We start from the raw sequence: 15,846 nt of genomic DNA, 5'->3' as shown, positions 1-15,846 counted from the left end.
GGAATGCCGCCCCGGACCGGGTCCGGGGCGGCGGTGATCGTCAGCGGTCGAACCAGTGGTACATGGGGGAGTCCGGTCCCCATGTGCCCGGCCGGCCGTGCTCGTCCTTGGTGACGAAGACGCTCGGTTCGGAGGCGGTCACCCCGCCGCCGCCGGAACGTGCCGTGACGAACCAGGCGTACGCGGTGTCGTCCTTGAGACGGTCCCAGGTCACCGAGGCGACCTGACCGGACTCCACCGTGCTCTTGCCGATGGTCCTGGTCGGCTCGTAGAGCGCCAGCGCGTCGGTCTGGAAGCTCGTCGTACGGGTGGTGAGGTCGACCGGCAGCACCATGTTGTCCTCACGCCCGTCGTAGCGGCGCAGCGGGTCGAACTCGCCGGCGCCGAAGTCGTCGAGCAGCGGCGAGTAGGTGTCCACGGTCAGCTCCGCCCGCTTGACGTTGAACTGCAGCAGCCTGAAGAAGCTCGCGCCGAACTGGAGCTGGTCGTCGGGGTTGTACCCGCCGATCCGGGTGAGCCCGAGACGGTCGGCCGACACCGTGTAGAACTGGTAGTCCGCCAGCAGCTCGACGACGCCGTTGCCGACCTGGCCCACCTTCGGCTTCACGTTGGTGCCCACGCCGTGCTCGTGCCCGGCGAGGATGAGGAAGACGTTCGGGTTCTTCTCGACCACCGTCTTGTAGAGCATCGAGCCGTCCGGGGCCGAGAATCCGGCGCCGCGTCCGTCGGGGTCGGCGCTCGGCACGAGGTAGTCGTGCGACAGCAGGATGCCGTTCCGGTTGGGGAACTTCTTGAAGACGGAGTCGGCCCATTCGGCCTCCTCCCGCGTCACGCCGTACGACAGGCCGACCACGACGAAGTCGAGCCCGCCCGCGGAGAACAGGTCGTAGTGGTTCTGGTTGTCGCCTTCCTTCCACGGCCCGCCGTAGGAGGCGTGCCGCCAGCCCTGCGCCGCCGTCCGGTACCGGCTGGGACCGTAGTACTTGTTGTAGATCGCGTCCGGCCCGTTCTCGGTGCCCGACTGGTTGTCGTGGTTGCCGGCGATCACGCCGTTCGGGATGTCGGCCTCGTCCAGCACGCGCTGCTGCTTGGAGGACACCTCGAGCTCACCGACGACCTGCTTCCGCGTGGCCTCGTCCGCGGGCTTGCGGATGTTGTTCTCGATGATGTCCCCGGTGTGCGCGACGTAGGAGATCTTGCGCTGGTCCTTGTTGTCCTTGATCCAGTTGACGATGCCGGCGTAGGCGGACTCCCACACCCCGCGCTCCTCGGGGGTCTCCTGCTCCACCGCGCCCTCGGAGATGTACTGCGTGTCGGTGAAGTGGACGATCGAGAAGTCGTAGGTGGCGGGGTCGGCGAAGCCGTTCGGGTCGCCGGGGTCGATGTCGTCGGCGAACGGGTCCTCGCCCGTCACCATGACGTGCACCTGCTGCTTGTCGACGTACTCGTCGCCGACGACGCCCGTCAGGACGGTCCTGCCCTGGGCGGCGCCACGGGCGCTGGTCAGCAGGTCCCACGACTCGGCCTCGGTGTTCCACACGCGCAGGGACGCCAGGCGCTCGGGGTCGATGACGCCCTCCCAGCGCAGGACCGGAGAGTCCACGTGGCCCTTCACCTGGACGTCGTACCGCTGGTAGACGAGATCCTTCCCGCTGGGCGCCTCGAGCGTCGCGCCGTCGGCCGGCTCCAGCCCCTCGGCCCTGACCTTCTTCTCGCCCGGCACCCGCAGGGTCGTGGGGACGGACCGGGCCGTGCCCTGGAACGCCTGGTTCGGGGTGAGGATCTCGGCCTGGGAGAACGTCGCCGTCACCCGGCCGCCGTCGGGTTCGGCCACCTTCGCCGAGAGCGTGGCCCGCTTCGGCACGTCCGCGGCCCCCGACGCGGGGGTCAGCTCGGCCGGGACGTCGGGGATGCCCGCCGACTCGAACACGATCTCGCGGGTCGCGGTGTTGCCGAGCCCGTCGGCGCCGGTCACGGCCAGGGTGTGCTTCCCGGCCCGCAGGCCCGGGCCCACCTGGGCGCCCGGTTCGATCGGCCGGCCGTCGAGCTTGACGTCCGGCCCGGACACCACGCCGGAGGCGTCCTCGAGCTTGACGTCCAGCACCACCGAGGCGGTGATCCTCTCGTCGGCGGCCGGGACGCTCTTGGCGACCTTGGGCGCCGTGTTGTCGGTGACCAGGGTACGGCTCGCGGTCTCACCGGTGGCCGAGGCGGCGGCGAGGGTGTGCTTGCCGTCCTTGACGGCGGTGGTGTCGAGGTCCGCGCGCAGACCGCCGGCGGGCGCGTCCACGAGGAACTCGAGGTCGATCTCGGTCAGCAGGTTCACGTTGTCGCCGCAGTTGCCGTCGCCCATGCTGTAGGAGTTCTTGAGCATCTGGCCGGTCGCCGCGCCGCGCACCGGGGTGAGGGCGATGTTCGAGATCGCGAAGTCGTCGCGGTTGGCGCCGCACGACGTCGGATAGGTGCCGGCCACGAAGTCGATCGTGTTCCAGCCGGGTACGAGGTACTCGTTCGGGAAGGTGAAGTCGACGCGCCGGCTCACGAAGTCACCGTCGAGCACGACCTTCTGGCCGTTGACGAGCAGGTGGTTCTGGTAGCGCGCCTCGATCGAGTTGCCGCCCACATTGAAGCTGAGGGTGGCGTTCCCCGAACCCAGCGTCTGGACGGCGTGCACCGCCGGGGCGTCGATCGTGTAGTGCAGTTCGGCGTCGCGGAGGGCGCTCTGGCCGCTCCCGCAGGTGCCGTCCCCCATGTCGTACGACGGCTTGACGTCGTGGCCGGTCACGGTGGCGCCGTCGAGGGCGAGGTCGAGGTTCGCGATCCTGAAGTCGTCGCGGTCGACGCCGCAGGACGCCTTGTAGTCGCCGGTCACGACCTTGATCGTGTTGTCGCCGGGCACCAGGAACCGGGCCGGGACCGCGACCGTGACGCGCCGGTCGGCCCAGGAGCCGCCCAGGTCGACGCGCTTGCCGTTGACGAGCAGGAAGTCGTCGTACTTGTCGTCGATCGAGTCCGTGCCCACGTCGAAGCCGAACTTCGCCGCGCCGTTGCCCAGTGTGGCCTTCGTGCGCGGTTCGGCGCCGTCGACGGTGAGGGACGAGACCCCGCCTCCGCCGTCGGCCGGCAGGGTCGCGGAAACCGTCTTGGTGCCCGCCACCAGCGTCCCGTCCGTGGGCAGCAGCCGGGGAGCCCCGGCCGGAGCGTTGTTCACGGTCACGGTGTTCTTGACGGTCACCCCGGCCGCGGTCGTGGCGGTGATGGCGTGCTCGCCGTTGGGCAGCGCCGTGGTGTCCACGTCCGCCGCGAGACCCGTGGTGCCCTGCGGGTCGCCCTGGACGAAGAACTTCAGCGTGGCCCGCTTGAGCAGCGAGGTGTTCGAGCCGCAGTTGCCGTCGCCGAAGGAGAGAGTGTAGGGGTTGTCCTCGCCGTCCGCGACCTCGCCGAGCAGTTCGAGGCCCACGTCGGACAGGACGAAGTCGTCGTAGTTGAGGCCGCAGGAACCGTCGATCGCACCCGCGACGATCTCGATGGTGTTCTCGCCCTTGACGAGGTGTTCGTTGGGGATCTCTACGGTCGCCCGCTCGTTCACGTGGTCGCCGATGTCGCTGCGGTGCACACCGTTGATGAGCACGTAGTTGTGGTACCGCGCCTCGGTGGAGTTCGAGCCGACGTCGAAGCGGAGCTTGGAGACCCCGACCGTCCGGGTGGCGTCGACCGCGGTGCCGTCGAGGGCGAGCTTCGTGACGCTGTCACCGGCGGTGGTGGGGACGGCCGCGATCTTCGCCGTGCCCTCGAGGAAGGAACCGTCGGCGGGGGTGAGGGTCGGAGGGGTCCGGGAACCGGTCGGCGTCGGGCTGGGACGTCCCTGAACCGTCTTCCCCGGTTCCGGGTCGGCGTGCGCCGCTCTCACGACGCCGCTGACGAGCAGCGCCGCGACCACGGTGACCACGGCGAGACGTCCTCGACTCCTCGAGCCTCTCAGCAGCTTTCCGGCTGCTATCGGCTGCATCAGGTGCAGTCCCTTCTATGTCGTTCACAAGTTCCGATCAGGCGGTTCGCCCTCGGGCACCTTGGACGGCGCGAGTGAACGCTGTGCATGGAGAGACTGACGAGGAGAGGAAGCGATCGTCTCATTCTGGTCATACGTCGCGAGACCGGAATAAGTGGGTCGCATCACCCAATAGGGATAAACGGTCTGACAAGCTCCCTTCGTGCGTCGGGGAGCCGCCGGGCCGGAGGGCGCCGGCGGCTCCGCCCGACGCGGTCACCAGCGGTCGTGGACCTGGGGGCGGATCAGGTCGTCGTACACCTCGGCGACGGCGGCCAGGGTCGCCTCGTCCAGCGGCGGCAGGGACGCGGCGGCGGCGTTGGCCCCGGCCTGGGCCCCGTTGCGGGCACCGGGGATGACCACGCTGACGGCCGGCTGGTCGATGATCCAGCGCAGCGCGAACTGGGCGGTGGTCATGCCGTCCGGCACCAGCCGCTTGAGCCGCTCGACGGCCTTCAGGCCGGTCGCGAAGTCGACACCGGAGAAGGTCTCGCCGACGTCGAACGCATCCCCGTGCCGGTTGAAGGTGCGGTGGTCGTCCGGCCCGAAGCTCGTGTGCCGGTCGTAGCGGCCGGACAACAGCCCGCTGGCCAGGGGGACACGGGCGATGACGCCCACCCCCGCCGCGGCGGCGGCCGGCAGCACCCGCTCCAGCGGCTTGAGACGGAAGGCGTTGAGGATGATCTGCACCGTGGCCACGTTGGGCCGGGCGATCGCGGTCAGCGCCTCCTCGCAGGTCTCCACGCTCACCCCGTAGGCGGCGATACGGCCCTCCTCGACCATGGTGTCCAGCGCGTCGTACACCGCCGGGTCGGAGTACACCGAGGTGGGCGGGCAGTGCAGCTGGACCAGGTCGAGGATGTCGACGCCGAGGTTCTCCCGCGAGCGGTCGTTCCAGGCGCGGAAGTTGTCCAAGGTGTAGGCGGAGTGCTCCTGCGGCACGCGGCGGCCCATCTTCGTGGCCACCGTGAGGCCCGGCCGTTCCCTGATCAGACGGCCGACGATCCGCTCGCTGCGGCCGTCGCCGTACACGTCGGCGGTGTCGATGAACGTCACCCCGGCGTCGACGGCCGCGTGCAGCGTGGCCAGTGCCTCGTCCTCGCCGACCTGGCCCCAGTCGGCGCCCAGTTGCCACGCGCCGAGGCCGACCACCCCGACCTGCCTGCCTGTCCTGCCCAATTCACGCTTCTCCACCCGACCGATCGTAGAAGCCCCGGTGAGCCGCCCGGACCGGGGGCCGCTGGAGTCTCCCGCCGGGGGAGGGTCCATGCTGTTCGCCATGCACGAGGAGGACTCCGGCGGGCTGATGCCCATCGGCCGGTTCGCGCGGCTGTGCAGGCTGAGCGTCAAGCAACTGCGCAACTACGACGAGCTCGGCCTGTTGCCCCCGGCTCACGTCGACCCGGACAGCGGTTACCGCTACTACCGCCCCGGCCAGGCACGCACGGCGCTGTCGATCGGGCTGCTGCGCTCGCTGGACGTACCGCTCACCGCGATCGCGGAGGTGCTCTCCGGTGCCTCGCCGGCCGAGGCCCTCGCGCGGGTGCGCGAGAACCTGGAGGCCGAGCTGGCCAGGCGCCGCAGGGCCCTGGCCACCCTTGAGCACGTGCTGACCGACGGCCTGCCCAAGACGCAGGTGAGCGTGGTGCGCGAGCCCGCGCGCAGGGTGGTCGCCGTGCGGGACGTGGCGGCCGGGCCCGAGGACGTGGCCCGCGCGACCAGTGGCTGCGCCGCCCGGCTCCTGGCCCACGGCATGGTGCCGCTGGCCGGGCTGTTCCCCTTGGAGCTGGGCGAGCAGATTCCGGTGACGGTGACGGCGCTCGCGGAAGGGACGCAGGGGCCGCCGCCGGGGACGCGGCCGGACGTGCTGCCCGGCGGTGTGTTCGCCCGCGCGGTGCACATCGGGCCGTACGACCAGATCGGGCTGACCGCGCACGCGCTGCTGGCCTGGTGCGCCGAGCGGGGCCACCAGCCACCGGGGCCGATCCGTGAGGTCTACCTCTCCGACCCGGCCGTCACCCCGCCCGAGCAGCTGATCACCCACCTGCTGGTGCGGCTCGAGGACGGCTGAGGGGCGCGCCGGGAGGTCTCACAGGGGCGCCGGGTGCCCGGATGCCGGCCCGCAAGGCCCGCTCGGCCGCCTCGATGAGCTCGGTGTCCTCCCGGCGGGCCGCCCCGATGGTGAAACTGATCGCCGCGTCGCCGGTCCAGCCGTCGAGGTGCGCCCCGCCGTCGATGCTCACCAGGTCGTCGCACCGCCTCCCGATAACAATACCGGTATTGTTATCTCGGTACTATGGATCGCATGGTGCGAGTTCCCCTGACCGGGTCCGAACGCGAGCGAGGCGAGCTGCTCGGCGCGCTGCTGCGCCAGGCGCGCGGGCAGCGCAGCATGGCCGAGGTGGCCGTGGCGGCGGGCATCTCCGCCGAGACGCTGCGCAAGATCGAGACGGGCCGCATCCCCACGCCGGCCTTCTTCACCGTCTCCGCCCTGGCCGAGGCCCTCGGCGTCTCCCTGGACACCCTGGCCGCCATCTGCGCCGAGCACTCCACGCGGCACGTCGAGACCGGCAAACTGGCCGGCTGACCCGCCGCGCCCTGCGGCCGGGCCGGGGCATGGTGTCCGGGTGGCCGCGCGTGGCAGGGCCGGCGGCGGCCGTCGATCTAGCCGGCAGGATGGTAGGCGCGGCCGGCCGCCTCGATGTGACTCTTCGCGGCCCGCCGGGCGGCCTCGGCGTCCCCGGCGCGGATAATCGTCAGGTACGCCGCCGGTCAGGGCGGCGCGGTGTTCGCCGGCACGGTCAAGGGCGTGCTCAAGCCGTACCGGGCCGCGCGGCCTGAGCGGGGCTCAGTCGCGTGTCAGGGCCAGGCGCAGGCCGAAGCCGATCAGCACGGTCCCGGTGAGCCGGTCGACCACGCGCCGCACCACAGGGCGGCCCAGCCACTCCCGGGCCAGCCCGGCGCCGAGGATCAGCAGCGTGAACCAGGCCATGCCCTCCACGTTGTGCACCAGGGCCAGCAGCACGCCGGTGAGCAGGTGGGGCGCGTCCTGCGGGATGAACTGCGGCAGCAGGGCGACGTAGAAGACGCCGACCTTGGGGTTGAGCAGGTTGGTCGCCATCCCGCGCATCCACGCCCGCCCCGCGCCCGCCGAGGCCGGCTCCTGCCCGTTCTCGGCCTCCTCGCCGCCGCGCCGGGCCCGCCACAGCATCGACGCGCCGAACCACACCATGTACGCGGCACCGGCGAAGCGCAGCACCGTGTACGCGAGCTCGGAGGCGGTCAGCAGCGCCGAGACGCCGACGGCCGCGGCCGCGCCCCACACCAGCACCCCGGTGTTGACGCCCAGGGCCGTCGCGAACGCCTGCCGCCGGCCGCGGCTGACGGCGGAGCGCAGCACCAGGGCGGTGTCCAGGCCGGGGACGATCGTCATCAACCCGGCGACGACCGCGAAAGAGGCGAGCGAGGAGAGCACCGGCCCATCATCCCCTATGTCCCGTTCTGGTGAACGGTGAGACCCCGGCAACCCATCCTGCCGGGGTCTCCTGGTGGGGCACGGTCTGGTCATCCCCGGCCGGCGCTCCGGGCTTCGGCGGCGGCCTTCAGGCCGCGCAGCCATGGTTCCCGACATCCGGTGTCCGGCGGTATGCGACCGGGAGTCCGGCCGGCCTTCGTCAGGCGGCCGAGCCGGTGCGGTCGCGGTGCTGGAGGGCGTCGTCGGCGCCGGCGCCGGTCAGGATGGCGTCGAGCAGCCCGGGATAACGGGCGTCCAGATCCTCGCGCCGCAGGACGAGCAGGTTCTCCCGTCCCGAGGGTCGCTGCCAGATGACGCCGCTGTCCCGCAGCACCCGCCAGTGATGGGTCATGGTCGACTTCGCGGTGATCCCCAGCGTGTTCAGGACGCTGGTGCAGTTGTGCTCGCCGCCGGCGTCGAGCAGGCGTACGGCGGCGAGGCGCACACCGTTCCCCAGCGCCGACAACACGTCTTCGATCCGGATCTGGTCACGGTCGGGATGACGGAAGGCCATGGTGCCACTGTACCGCGATTGTCGAACGGTCTTCCTGGGATGTGGCATAGTACGATCGTACGTAGATACTCGTACGATCGTTCCTGTGGGACGGGCTTCCGCATGCCCGCCACCGGCTCCCCGAAGGGCGTTCCATGTCCACATCATCCGCGCCGCCCGTGCGATCACCGGGCGACGTCAAGCCACGGCTCGGCTGGACCCTGGCGCTACTCGCCCTGGCCCAGCTCATCTACGCGCTCGACCTCAACATCGTGTTCGTCGCGCTCCCCAAGATCGGCAGTGACCTGGGCTTCCCCGGCCAGACCCAGCAACTCGTGGTCAGCGCCTACGTCGTCTTCGCCGGCGGCTTCCTGCTGTTCGGCGGCCGGGCGGCGGACCTGCTCGGCCGCCGCCGCGTCTTCGTGTTCGCCCTGGCCCTGTACGCCGTCTCCTCGCTGGCGGGCGGCCTGGCCACCGGTCCCGTCGTCATCATCGTCGCCCGCGCCGTCCAGGGCGTCGGCGGGGCGCTGCTGCTGCCCTCCACGCTGGCGCTGCTCAACAGCCTCTTCGCCGAAGGCCCGCAGCGTAACCGCGCGCTGGCGGTCTGGGGCGGTGCCGGCGCCAGCGGACTGACCATCGGCGCACTGCTCGGCGGCCTGCTCACCCAGAACTTCGGCTGGCCCGCCGTCTTCTTCGTCAACGTCCCCCTGGCCGGGCTGGTCGCGCTGGCGGCCCTGGCCGTCATCCCGCGCGACCCGGCCAGAGGGGAACGGCGCAGATTCGACGTACCGGGGGCGCTGAGCGTCACCGCCGGATCGACCCTGCTGGTCTTCGCCCTGGTCGAGGGGCCGGAGCTGGGCTGGGGCAGCCTCCCGGTGATCGCCGCCTTCCTGCTGGCCGCCGTACTGCTGGTGATCTTCGCGCTGGTCGAGGCCCGCAGCGCCGACCCGCTCATGCCCTTCCGGCTCTTCCGCAACCGCAGCCTGACCGTCGGCATGCTGGTCACCTTCATCTACATGGCCACCTTCGGCGTCCTGCCGTACTTCCTCACCGTGCTGCTGCAGAGCGTCCATGGCTACAGCGCCCTGCAGACCGGACTGGCCTTCCTCATCCCCTCACTGGCCATCGCCGCCGGCACCCAGAGCGGCGAACGCCTGGCCACCCGGGTCGGCACCCGTGCCACGCTGCTGATCGGCTTCGCCATCGGCGCGCCCGGCACCGCCGTCCTCGCCCTCGGCTTCGACGCCGGGGCCGGGTACGGCCTGCTGGTGCCCGGCCTCATCGTCTCCGGCCTCGGCCAGGGCATCGTCTGGACCGCCATGTGGATCGCCGCCGCCACCGGCACCGCCAGCCACGAACAGGGCGTGGCCAACGGCATCGCCTCCACCGCGCTCAACATCGGCAACGCCATCGGCCTGGCCGTCTTCACCGTCATCGCCGACATCGGCACCGAGGGCAAGGCCGGCCAGGCCCTGAGCGCCGCCACGGCCGACGGCGAGTTCCTCGTCATCCTGCTCACCGCTGCCGCGATGATCGCCGGCCTCCTGGTCGCACTCACCCTGCCGCGCCCGAGCCGCCGGACCGTCGCCACCGGGCAGCGGGACAGGTCCCACGCGGCCGGCTGACCGCACGTCGACGCGCGGGGACCCCTCACCGCCTCGGCGGCGTCCCCCTCCCGGGCCGGGAGGGGGACGTGGGGCGCGTCTAGCGGCCCTGCAGGGACTTGACGTTGTCGCCGAAGGTCCAGCCCTTCGAGCCGTCCCAGTTGACGGACCAGTCCATCAGGCCCTTCAGCTGCCCGTTGAAGCTGTTCCAGCTCTGGGACACCAGGGACGGCGCCATGTAGCCGCCTCCGGCCCCGCTCTGGGCGGGCAGGCCGGGGACCTGCTTGTCATACGGGACCTTGATCGTCGTGCCCTGGATGACCAGGCCGTTGTTCAGGCAGGTGGTCTGGGCGACGAACCCCTGGACGGTGCCGGCGGAGTAGGAGTCGCCGGAGCAGCCGTACATGCTCCCGTTGTAGTACTGCATGTTCAGCCACCACAGGCGCCCGTTGTCGGCGTACTTCTTGACGATCGGCAGGTACGCCCCCCAGATCGAGCCGTAGGTGACGCTGCCGCCGGTGACGTACGCCGTCTCGGGGGCCATGGTGAGGCCGAAGCCGGACGGCATCTGGGCGAGCACGCCGTCGATGATGCGGATGAGGTTGGACTGGGACGCCGACAGCTGGTTGATGTTGCCGCTGCCGGACAGGCCGGTCTCGATGTCGATGTCGATCCCGTCGAAGTTGTACTTCTTGAGGATCGGCACGATGGTGGCGACGAAGCGGTCGGCGACGGTGCTGGAGCTCAGATCGATTCCGGCGGCCGCTCCGCCGATCGACATCAGGATCGTCGCGCCGGCGGCCTTGGCCTGGCACATCTCCGCGGGCGTGGCGACCTTGACGGTGGAGTCCATGCCGTCCTCCCACAGGACGGTCCCGTCGGAGCGGATGACCGGGAAGGCCGCGTTGATCACGTTGTAGCCGTGGGCCTTGATGCGGGAGTCGGTGATGGGGATCCAGCCGAGCGGAGGGTGCACGCCGTTCGACGCGCCGTCCCAGTTCTCCCAGTACCCCTGCAGGACCTTGCCCGCCGGCCTGGGCTTCACCGCGCAGGTGTCGTCCGTCGGCGTGGGAGTGGGAGTGGGAGTCGGGGTGGGGGTCGGCGTCGGCGTGGGGGTCGGGGTGGGAGTGGGAGTCGGCGTGGGGGTGGGGGTGGGCGTGCCGGGTGGGGTGCCCGGCCCGTCGAAGCTGACGTCGTCGGCGTAGTAGGTGCCCTGCCCGTACCAGCCGTGCAGGTAGACCACGGCCGTCGTCTGGGACGCCCCGGTGGTGAAGGCGACCGAGAGCTGTGTGTACGCCGTCGCCGAGGAGGTCCAGGTGGACCCGCCCCCGTTCACGCCGAGGTACACGTAGGCGCCGCGCACCCAGGCGGTCAAGGTGTAGGCGGTGCTCGGCCTGACGCTCACCGACTGGGAGCACTCGGCGGTGTCGGAGTTGCCCGCCGCGCCGGCGAGCGCCTTCACGCCGGAGCGGACCGGGGAGCCGACCACCGAGCCGAGCCCCCCGGTGCACGACCAGGGCGAGAGGGTCCCGGTCTCGAAGCCGGGATTGGCGAGGAGGTTGGCGGCCTGGGCCGACGTCTGTGTGACGAGGACCCCGATGAGCGCCAGCAACAGCGACACTGCCGTCACCAGCAGGCGGGGGGTTCGCTTCATGGGGGACAACCCTTCTGGCGCCCTGGTGGGAGAGGTCACCGGGCGTCGACGGCGCGGCGGGGCGCGGGGCACTTCTTATAGGAAAGTTTCCTAAGAATTAACCGATGGTAGCCCCGCCGCCAACGCCGTACAAGACCCAAACCGGTCAGCTGCCGCAGATCGGACGGGTGCGGGCGGCGTAGGAGCGCGCCCCCGTCAGCAGGGCGAGTCCCAGCCCGCCGAACGCCAGGCCGCCGAACACCGCCATCCAGGTGATCCCGGCGGCGGTGAAACCGTCCGACGGCCCGGCCGCCGGCAGCACGCCGAGCACTGTGAGCGTCACGTACACCATGATGCCGATCCCGTACACCGACAGACCGGCGGAGGTGAGCCAGGCCGGGATCAGCGGCAGCAGCCGGGGAACCCGCGTACCGGACAGGAACGGCACCCATCGCGGGAAGCGCATCCCCCACCGGTACAGCAGGCCGAGGGCCAGGAAGACCCCGAGCATCGCGGCCAGCACGGTGACGTCGATGCCCACCGACGCCAGCGCGTGGGCCGACAGGGGCGCGCCGGCGTTGATCCGCCGCCACTGCTCCGCGGTGAGGCCCAGCGCGTCACCGCCCAGCGTCCAGATGGTCTTGACCCCTGCCCAGGGCAGCAGGCCGCCGAGCAGCGCGAACGCGGCGAGCCGGGCCCGCCGGGAGGCGGTGGAGGGCGTGGGATGGACGAGCGGGCCGCCGCCCGCGCCCGGGTGATCCTGGCCGCAGCGGACGCACCTGCCGCGCGCGCGACGGCGCAGGACGACCGCCGAGAGGGTGAGCAGGGCCGCGCCGGCCGAGTTGAGCAGGATCTGGGCGAGCCCGGTCGCGCTCTCCACTCCCGCGCCGGACGCCAGCGTCACGAATTCGACGGGCAGGGCGACCAGGCCCACCGCGAAGACCGGGATGGTCACGGCCAGGGCCGCCGTCGCCACCGTCCTGCCCGCCCGGCCCGGTGCGCGGGCGCCGAGCAGGCAGGCCCCGGCCGCCGTGACGGCCGCCAGGGCCAGCACGAGCTGGACCGCCGCCGGGTAGGGATCGCCGGGCCTCCAGGGCACCGTGGTGCCCGTCGCCGCCCAGGTCACCTCGACGGCCGCGTACAGCGGCCCCCACACCGCCGCGGCGTACGGCGCCCACACCGGCCCCCGCGAGGACCACGACGGCGGGCGGGGTGCTGCTTCTACGGGAGTGGCCACGACGGCCTCCTGTTCTTGACGGCCCGGGTCAGGCGGCGGCGACGGGAAGGTGGGAGCGGCGCCACGCGTACGCGGCGGTCACGGCGGCCAGCAGCGGTCCCCACAGCACCAGCGGGGCGTAGGCGGCGATGGCGAGCCACCCCTGCCAGGTGGAGGTGTTGAGCGGGAAACCGGCGATGAGCGGACGGCCGCGGATGTCCGTTCCCATGAACATGGTGACCGCCGCCCATGTCCACAGGCAGGTCAGGACGGCGGCGGCGAGGGCGGCGGGGACGACCGCGGCCGCCGGCGGCACCGTCCGGCCGCGCAGGCCCGGGACCCAGCGCGGGAACACCTCGCCCCAGGGGGCGACCAGTCCGACGGCCGCGAACGCCGCGATCTCGGAGATGACCGACAGCAGGACCACGTACAGCTCCCCCGGCAGCCACGAGGGGAGGTCTCCTGGCCCCATGTCGTGGTTGTGGATGACGATCGGCGCGTGGAAGGTCATCGCCGCGACCCGCCAGAGGCCGGACGGCAGCACGGTGAACGGGATGGCGAGGGCGGCGATGCGCGCCCAGCGGGGGACCCCGGGCACGGTGGCGTGCGCGGCGGTCCAGGCGGCGCGCAGCCGGCCGGGTGGGGGCGGCGCTTCGGTAAGCGTGTTCAAGACGACCTCCGGTACGCAGGGCGTCGTTCGCCCGGCGTATGTCGAAGATCGCAGCCCGCCCCCTCGCGGCTCATCACCCCGGGGAGGGAACCGCGTCCCCTGCGCGGGGGAGGCCGTTCTCAGGCCCCCGGGCCGGGTCTTCCCGGGGAGCCGCTGCCGGTGGCGTTCACGCGCCTCGGGCCGGGTCTTCCCACGGAGCGGCGGCCGGTGGCGTTCACGCGCCTCGGGCCGGACGGCAGGTGCGACGAACCGGCCCCCTACCCTCTGATCTTGTCCTCTGGGCCGCCGGTACTCCCGCGATCAAGGTGTGCGGCGGAGGCGGCGGCGTGGCAGGCGCCGCGGTGGTCGGCGCGGGCGACGATGCGGCCGTCCCGGACGCGGACGGCCACCTCGGTGCCGTCCCCGACCGCGGGCACGCCGGCGGCGGCGGCCACGGCCCCGCCGGGATCGTGCACCACGCGCAGGCGCGGCCAGGCGGCGCGCGGGAAGGCCTGGCGCAGGCAGCCGCACACCTCGGCGACGGCCAGGCGCGCCAGCGGCGCGAGCTCGCCGGGGTCGCCGGTGACGACGACGGCGGTCACCCGCGCCCCGGGCGGCGCGGCCCGCACGGCCTCCTCCGCCGCCTCCAGCCGGTGCAGCCCGAGGACCGCCACCACGTCCTCCTCCGCCAGGGCCACCGGTTCGCCGCGGACGGCGTCCAGCGCAGGGGGCGGGGACCACGGCTCGTCGGCCGGCCGCGCCGCCGGGACCTGGGGGACGAGCGGCCATCGGCCGCCGAGGTCGAGGCCCGCCAGCTCCCGGCAGACGGTGACGACGTCGAACGGCTCGAGGAACCCGGGGGCGGCCGCGGCCAGCCGGCTGGCGCCGTGCAGCGTGGTCAGCGCCGCCTCGGCCACGCGGACCAGCCGGGCCGGAGGCGAGCCCGGCGGCCGGAGCCGCTCCAGGGCGAGGCCGAGCAGGATGGCGCCCAGTTTCGTCAGCTGGGCGAACGCCAGGCGGGTGCGCTCGTCGGCGATGATCTCGGGCACCAGGTCGGCCGCGAGCCTCGCCGGGGCGCGCGGATCGTCGGTGGCCAGGGGGAGCCGGGCGACCCAGGCGCGGGCGAACGCGGCGAGCGCATCCTCGGGCCGCGCGTGGAGCGGCGCGGGCGGCTCGGGGGCGTGCTCGGCGAGGTCGGCCAGGACCGAGAAGTACAGGGCCCGCTTGCCCGGGAAGTTGGAGTAGACCGCGCCGCGGGTCAGCCCGGCGCGTTCGGCGATGCCGTCGACCTTGGCGCCGCGGAAGCCGTGCTCGGTGAACTCGTCCCTGGCGGCGGCGAGCACCTGGGCGCGGTTGTGTTCCTGCAGTTGCGCCCTGCTGAGCCGGCCCATCGTCCTCCTGCCCCCGCTTGCCTGATCGCCCGCCCAAAGATACCGTCACGCATTCAGATGATGTCATCATATGATTTCATCATCTGGATTCGAGGAGAAGACATGACGAACGAGGACGTCCCTGAGGTCGAGCTGGGCGACGCCGAGGTGCTGCGCGACCCCTTCGCGGTGTACGGGCGGGCGCGCGAGCGTTCGCCGATCGCCCGGCTGCTCGCCCCGGGGTTCGGGCCGATGTGGGCGCTCACCCGGCACGACGACGCGCGGGCGATGCTCGGCGACCCGCGGTTCGAGCTCGGCGCCGCGAGTTTCATGCCGCCCCAGGTGCCCGAGCACTGCCGCCCGTACATGCGCACCATGGCCGAGATGGAGGGCGCCGAGCACGCGCGGCTGCGCCGTCTGGTGGCCCCGGCGTTCACCCCGCGCCGCGCCGCCGTGTTCCGCCCCCGCGTCGAGCGCGTCGTCGCGCGGCTGCTCGACGAGCTGCCCGAGCACGCCGAGGGCGGCACGGTCGATCTGCTGGCGCACTTCGCCAAGCCCCTGCCGATGGAGGTCATCTGCGAGCTGGTCGGCATCCCGGAGGCCGACCGGCCGCGCTGGCACGCCTACGGCGCCGTCGTGGCGGCCGGTTCGGGCAGCGGGTTCGCCGAGGCCGTGCCGGGGATCGTCGAGGACGCGCTGGGCGCGCTGGAGCGGCGGCGGGCGGAGCCGGGCGACGACGTGCTGTCCGACCTCGTCCGCGTGCGGGACGAGGACGGCGACCGGCTCGCCGACGCCGAGATCGTCACCCTGGTGTGGCACCTGGTCATCGCAGGACAGACCCCCGCCAACCTGATCGCCAACGCCGTGGCCGAGCTGGTCGCCCACCCCGAGCAGCTCGCCGTCCTGCGCGGGGATCCGGGGCTCATGCCGGACGCCGTCGAGGAGCTGCTGCGCTGGTGCGGGCCGCAGCTTCTGACGATCCCGCGCCGCGCCCGGGAGGACGTCGAACTGCACGGCGTCCTCGTGCGGCGCGGCGAGCCGGTCACGGTGGCGATCGCCGCCGCCAACCGCGACCCGCGGGCGTTCACCGACCCCGAGCGGTTCGACGTCCGCCGGGCGCCGGGGGCCGGGCACCTGGCGTTCGCCCACGGGCCGCACTTCTGCCTCGGGGCCGCGCCGGCGCGCGTCCAGACCGAGGTCGCGCTCACGGCGCTGCTGCGCCGCCTCCCCGGAGCGGCGCTCGCGGCGTCCCCGGCGGAGCTCCGCGTCCCCGACCCGGGCGCCTGGCGGCTCTCGTCACTGCCGGTGAGCCTGTGACC

Annotated in this window: 13 protein-coding genes; 4 read left to right on the top strand and 9 right to left on the bottom strand. The window is 72.5% G+C overall.

The features are described from left to right. Positions 1 to 40: 40 nt before the first annotated feature. On the bottom strand, positions 41 to 3,949 hold the full coding sequence (locus KIK05_RS49190) for a metallophosphoesterase (protein ID WP_214415735.1): 3,909 nt from the start codon (positions 3,947 to 3,949) through the stop codon (positions 41 to 43). A gap of 315 nt (positions 3,950 to 4,264) precedes the next feature. Beyond that, a complete protein-coding gene (locus tag KIK05_RS38115) occupies positions 4,265 to 5,242 on the bottom strand; it encodes an aldo/keto reductase (RefSeq protein ID WP_214415734.1) in 978 nt (325 codons plus the stop codon). A gap of 22 nt (positions 5,243 to 5,264) precedes the next feature. On the opposite strand from KIK05_RS38115, the gene KIK05_RS38110 reads away from it, so the two are divergent. Next, positions 5,265 to 6,119, top strand: coding sequence for a MerR family transcriptional regulator (locus KIK05_RS38110; RefSeq protein WP_308250287.1), 855 nt, complete (start codon positions 5,265 to 5,267; stop codon positions 6,117 to 6,119). Here the strand turns inward: KIK05_RS38110 and KIK05_RS38105 are convergent. Continuing rightward, positions 6,085 to 6,291: a hypothetical protein gene (locus KIK05_RS38105; RefSeq protein ID WP_372455646.1), complete on the bottom strand. Its 207-nt coding sequence runs from the start codon at positions 6,289 to 6,291 to the stop codon at positions 6,085 to 6,087. The two genes, KIK05_RS38110 and KIK05_RS38105, sit on opposite strands and share 35 nt — an antisense overlap. Positions 6,292 to 6,353: 62 nt before the next feature. On the opposite strand from KIK05_RS38105, the gene KIK05_RS38100 reads away from it, so the two are divergent. Next, on the top strand, positions 6,354 to 6,635 hold the full coding sequence (locus tag KIK05_RS38100) for a helix-turn-helix domain-containing protein (protein WP_214415733.1): 282 nt from the start codon (positions 6,354 to 6,356) through the stop codon (positions 6,633 to 6,635). A 261-nt stretch (positions 6,636 to 6,896) separates the two neighbouring features. On the opposite strand, the gene KIK05_RS38095 is transcribed toward KIK05_RS38100, so the two are convergent. Further along, positions 6,897 to 7,523 (bottom strand): LysE family translocator, encoded by a 627-nt coding sequence (locus KIK05_RS38095; RefSeq protein ID WP_214415732.1) that lies wholly within the window; start codon positions 7,521 to 7,523, stop codon positions 6,897 to 6,899. Between the two features lie 199 nt (positions 7,524 to 7,722). Then, on the bottom strand, positions 7,723 to 8,076 hold the full coding sequence (locus KIK05_RS38090) for an ArsR/SmtB family transcription factor (RefSeq protein WP_214415731.1): 354 nt from the start codon (positions 8,074 to 8,076) through the stop codon (positions 7,723 to 7,725). A gap of 134 nt (positions 8,077 to 8,210) precedes the next feature. Here KIK05_RS38090 and KIK05_RS38085 point away from each other — a divergent pair, with 134 nt between their 5' ends. Then, a complete protein-coding gene (locus KIK05_RS38085; protein WP_214415730.1) occupies positions 8,211 to 9,680 on the top strand; it encodes an MFS transporter in 1,470 nt (489 codons plus the stop codon). 79 nt (positions 9,681 to 9,759) lie between these two features. On the opposite strand, the gene KIK05_RS38080 is transcribed toward KIK05_RS38085, so the two are convergent. The 4 genes from KIK05_RS38080 to KIK05_RS38065 all read right to left on the bottom strand — a co-directional run bounded on the left by KIK05_RS38080 (position 9,760) and on the right by KIK05_RS38065 (position 14,548). Then, positions 9,760 to 11,313 carry a glycosyl hydrolase family 18 protein gene (locus tag KIK05_RS38080; RefSeq protein WP_214415729.1) on the bottom strand — a complete coding sequence of 518 codons (1,554 nt, stop codon included), beginning with the start codon at positions 11,311 to 11,313 and terminating at the stop codon, positions 9,760 to 9,762. Between the two features lie 145 nt (positions 11,314 to 11,458). Beyond that, positions 11,459 to 12,529 (bottom strand): hypothetical protein, encoded by a 1,071-nt coding sequence (locus KIK05_RS38075; RefSeq protein WP_250564124.1) that lies wholly within the window; start codon positions 12,527 to 12,529, stop codon positions 11,459 to 11,461. Between the two features lie 28 nt (positions 12,530 to 12,557). Continuing rightward, the gene (locus tag KIK05_RS38070; protein WP_214415728.1) at positions 12,558 to 13,178 is read right to left on the bottom strand and encodes a hypothetical protein; all 621 of its coding nucleotides are present in this window, start codon (positions 13,176 to 13,178) and stop codon (positions 12,558 to 12,560) included. A 257-nt stretch (positions 13,179 to 13,435) separates the two neighbouring features. Continuing rightward, complete coding sequence (locus tag KIK05_RS38065; RefSeq protein ID WP_214415727.1) at positions 13,436 to 14,548, bottom strand: TetR/AcrR family transcriptional regulator; 1,113 nt, start codon at positions 14,546 to 14,548, stop codon at positions 13,436 to 13,438. Positions 14,549 to 14,650: 102 nt separating this feature from the next. Between KIK05_RS38065 and KIK05_RS38060 the strand changes: the two genes are divergently transcribed. Next, the gene (locus tag KIK05_RS38060; RefSeq protein WP_214415726.1) at positions 14,651 to 15,844 is read left to right on the top strand and encodes a cytochrome P450 family protein; all 1,194 of its coding nucleotides are present in this window, start codon (positions 14,651 to 14,653) and stop codon (positions 15,842 to 15,844) included. The last annotated feature ends 2 nt before the right edge of the window (positions 15,845 to 15,846 follow it).

Origin of the sequence: Sphaerisporangium fuscum (genome assembly GCF_018531465.1) — a bacterium.
Taxonomy (GTDB): domain Bacteria; phylum Actinomycetota; class Actinomycetes; order Streptosporangiales; family Streptosporangiaceae; genus Sphaerisporangium; species Sphaerisporangium fuscum.
The sequence above is the reverse complement of the archived record's forward strand: the minus strand, read 5'-3'. Positions and strand labels throughout refer to the sequence as shown.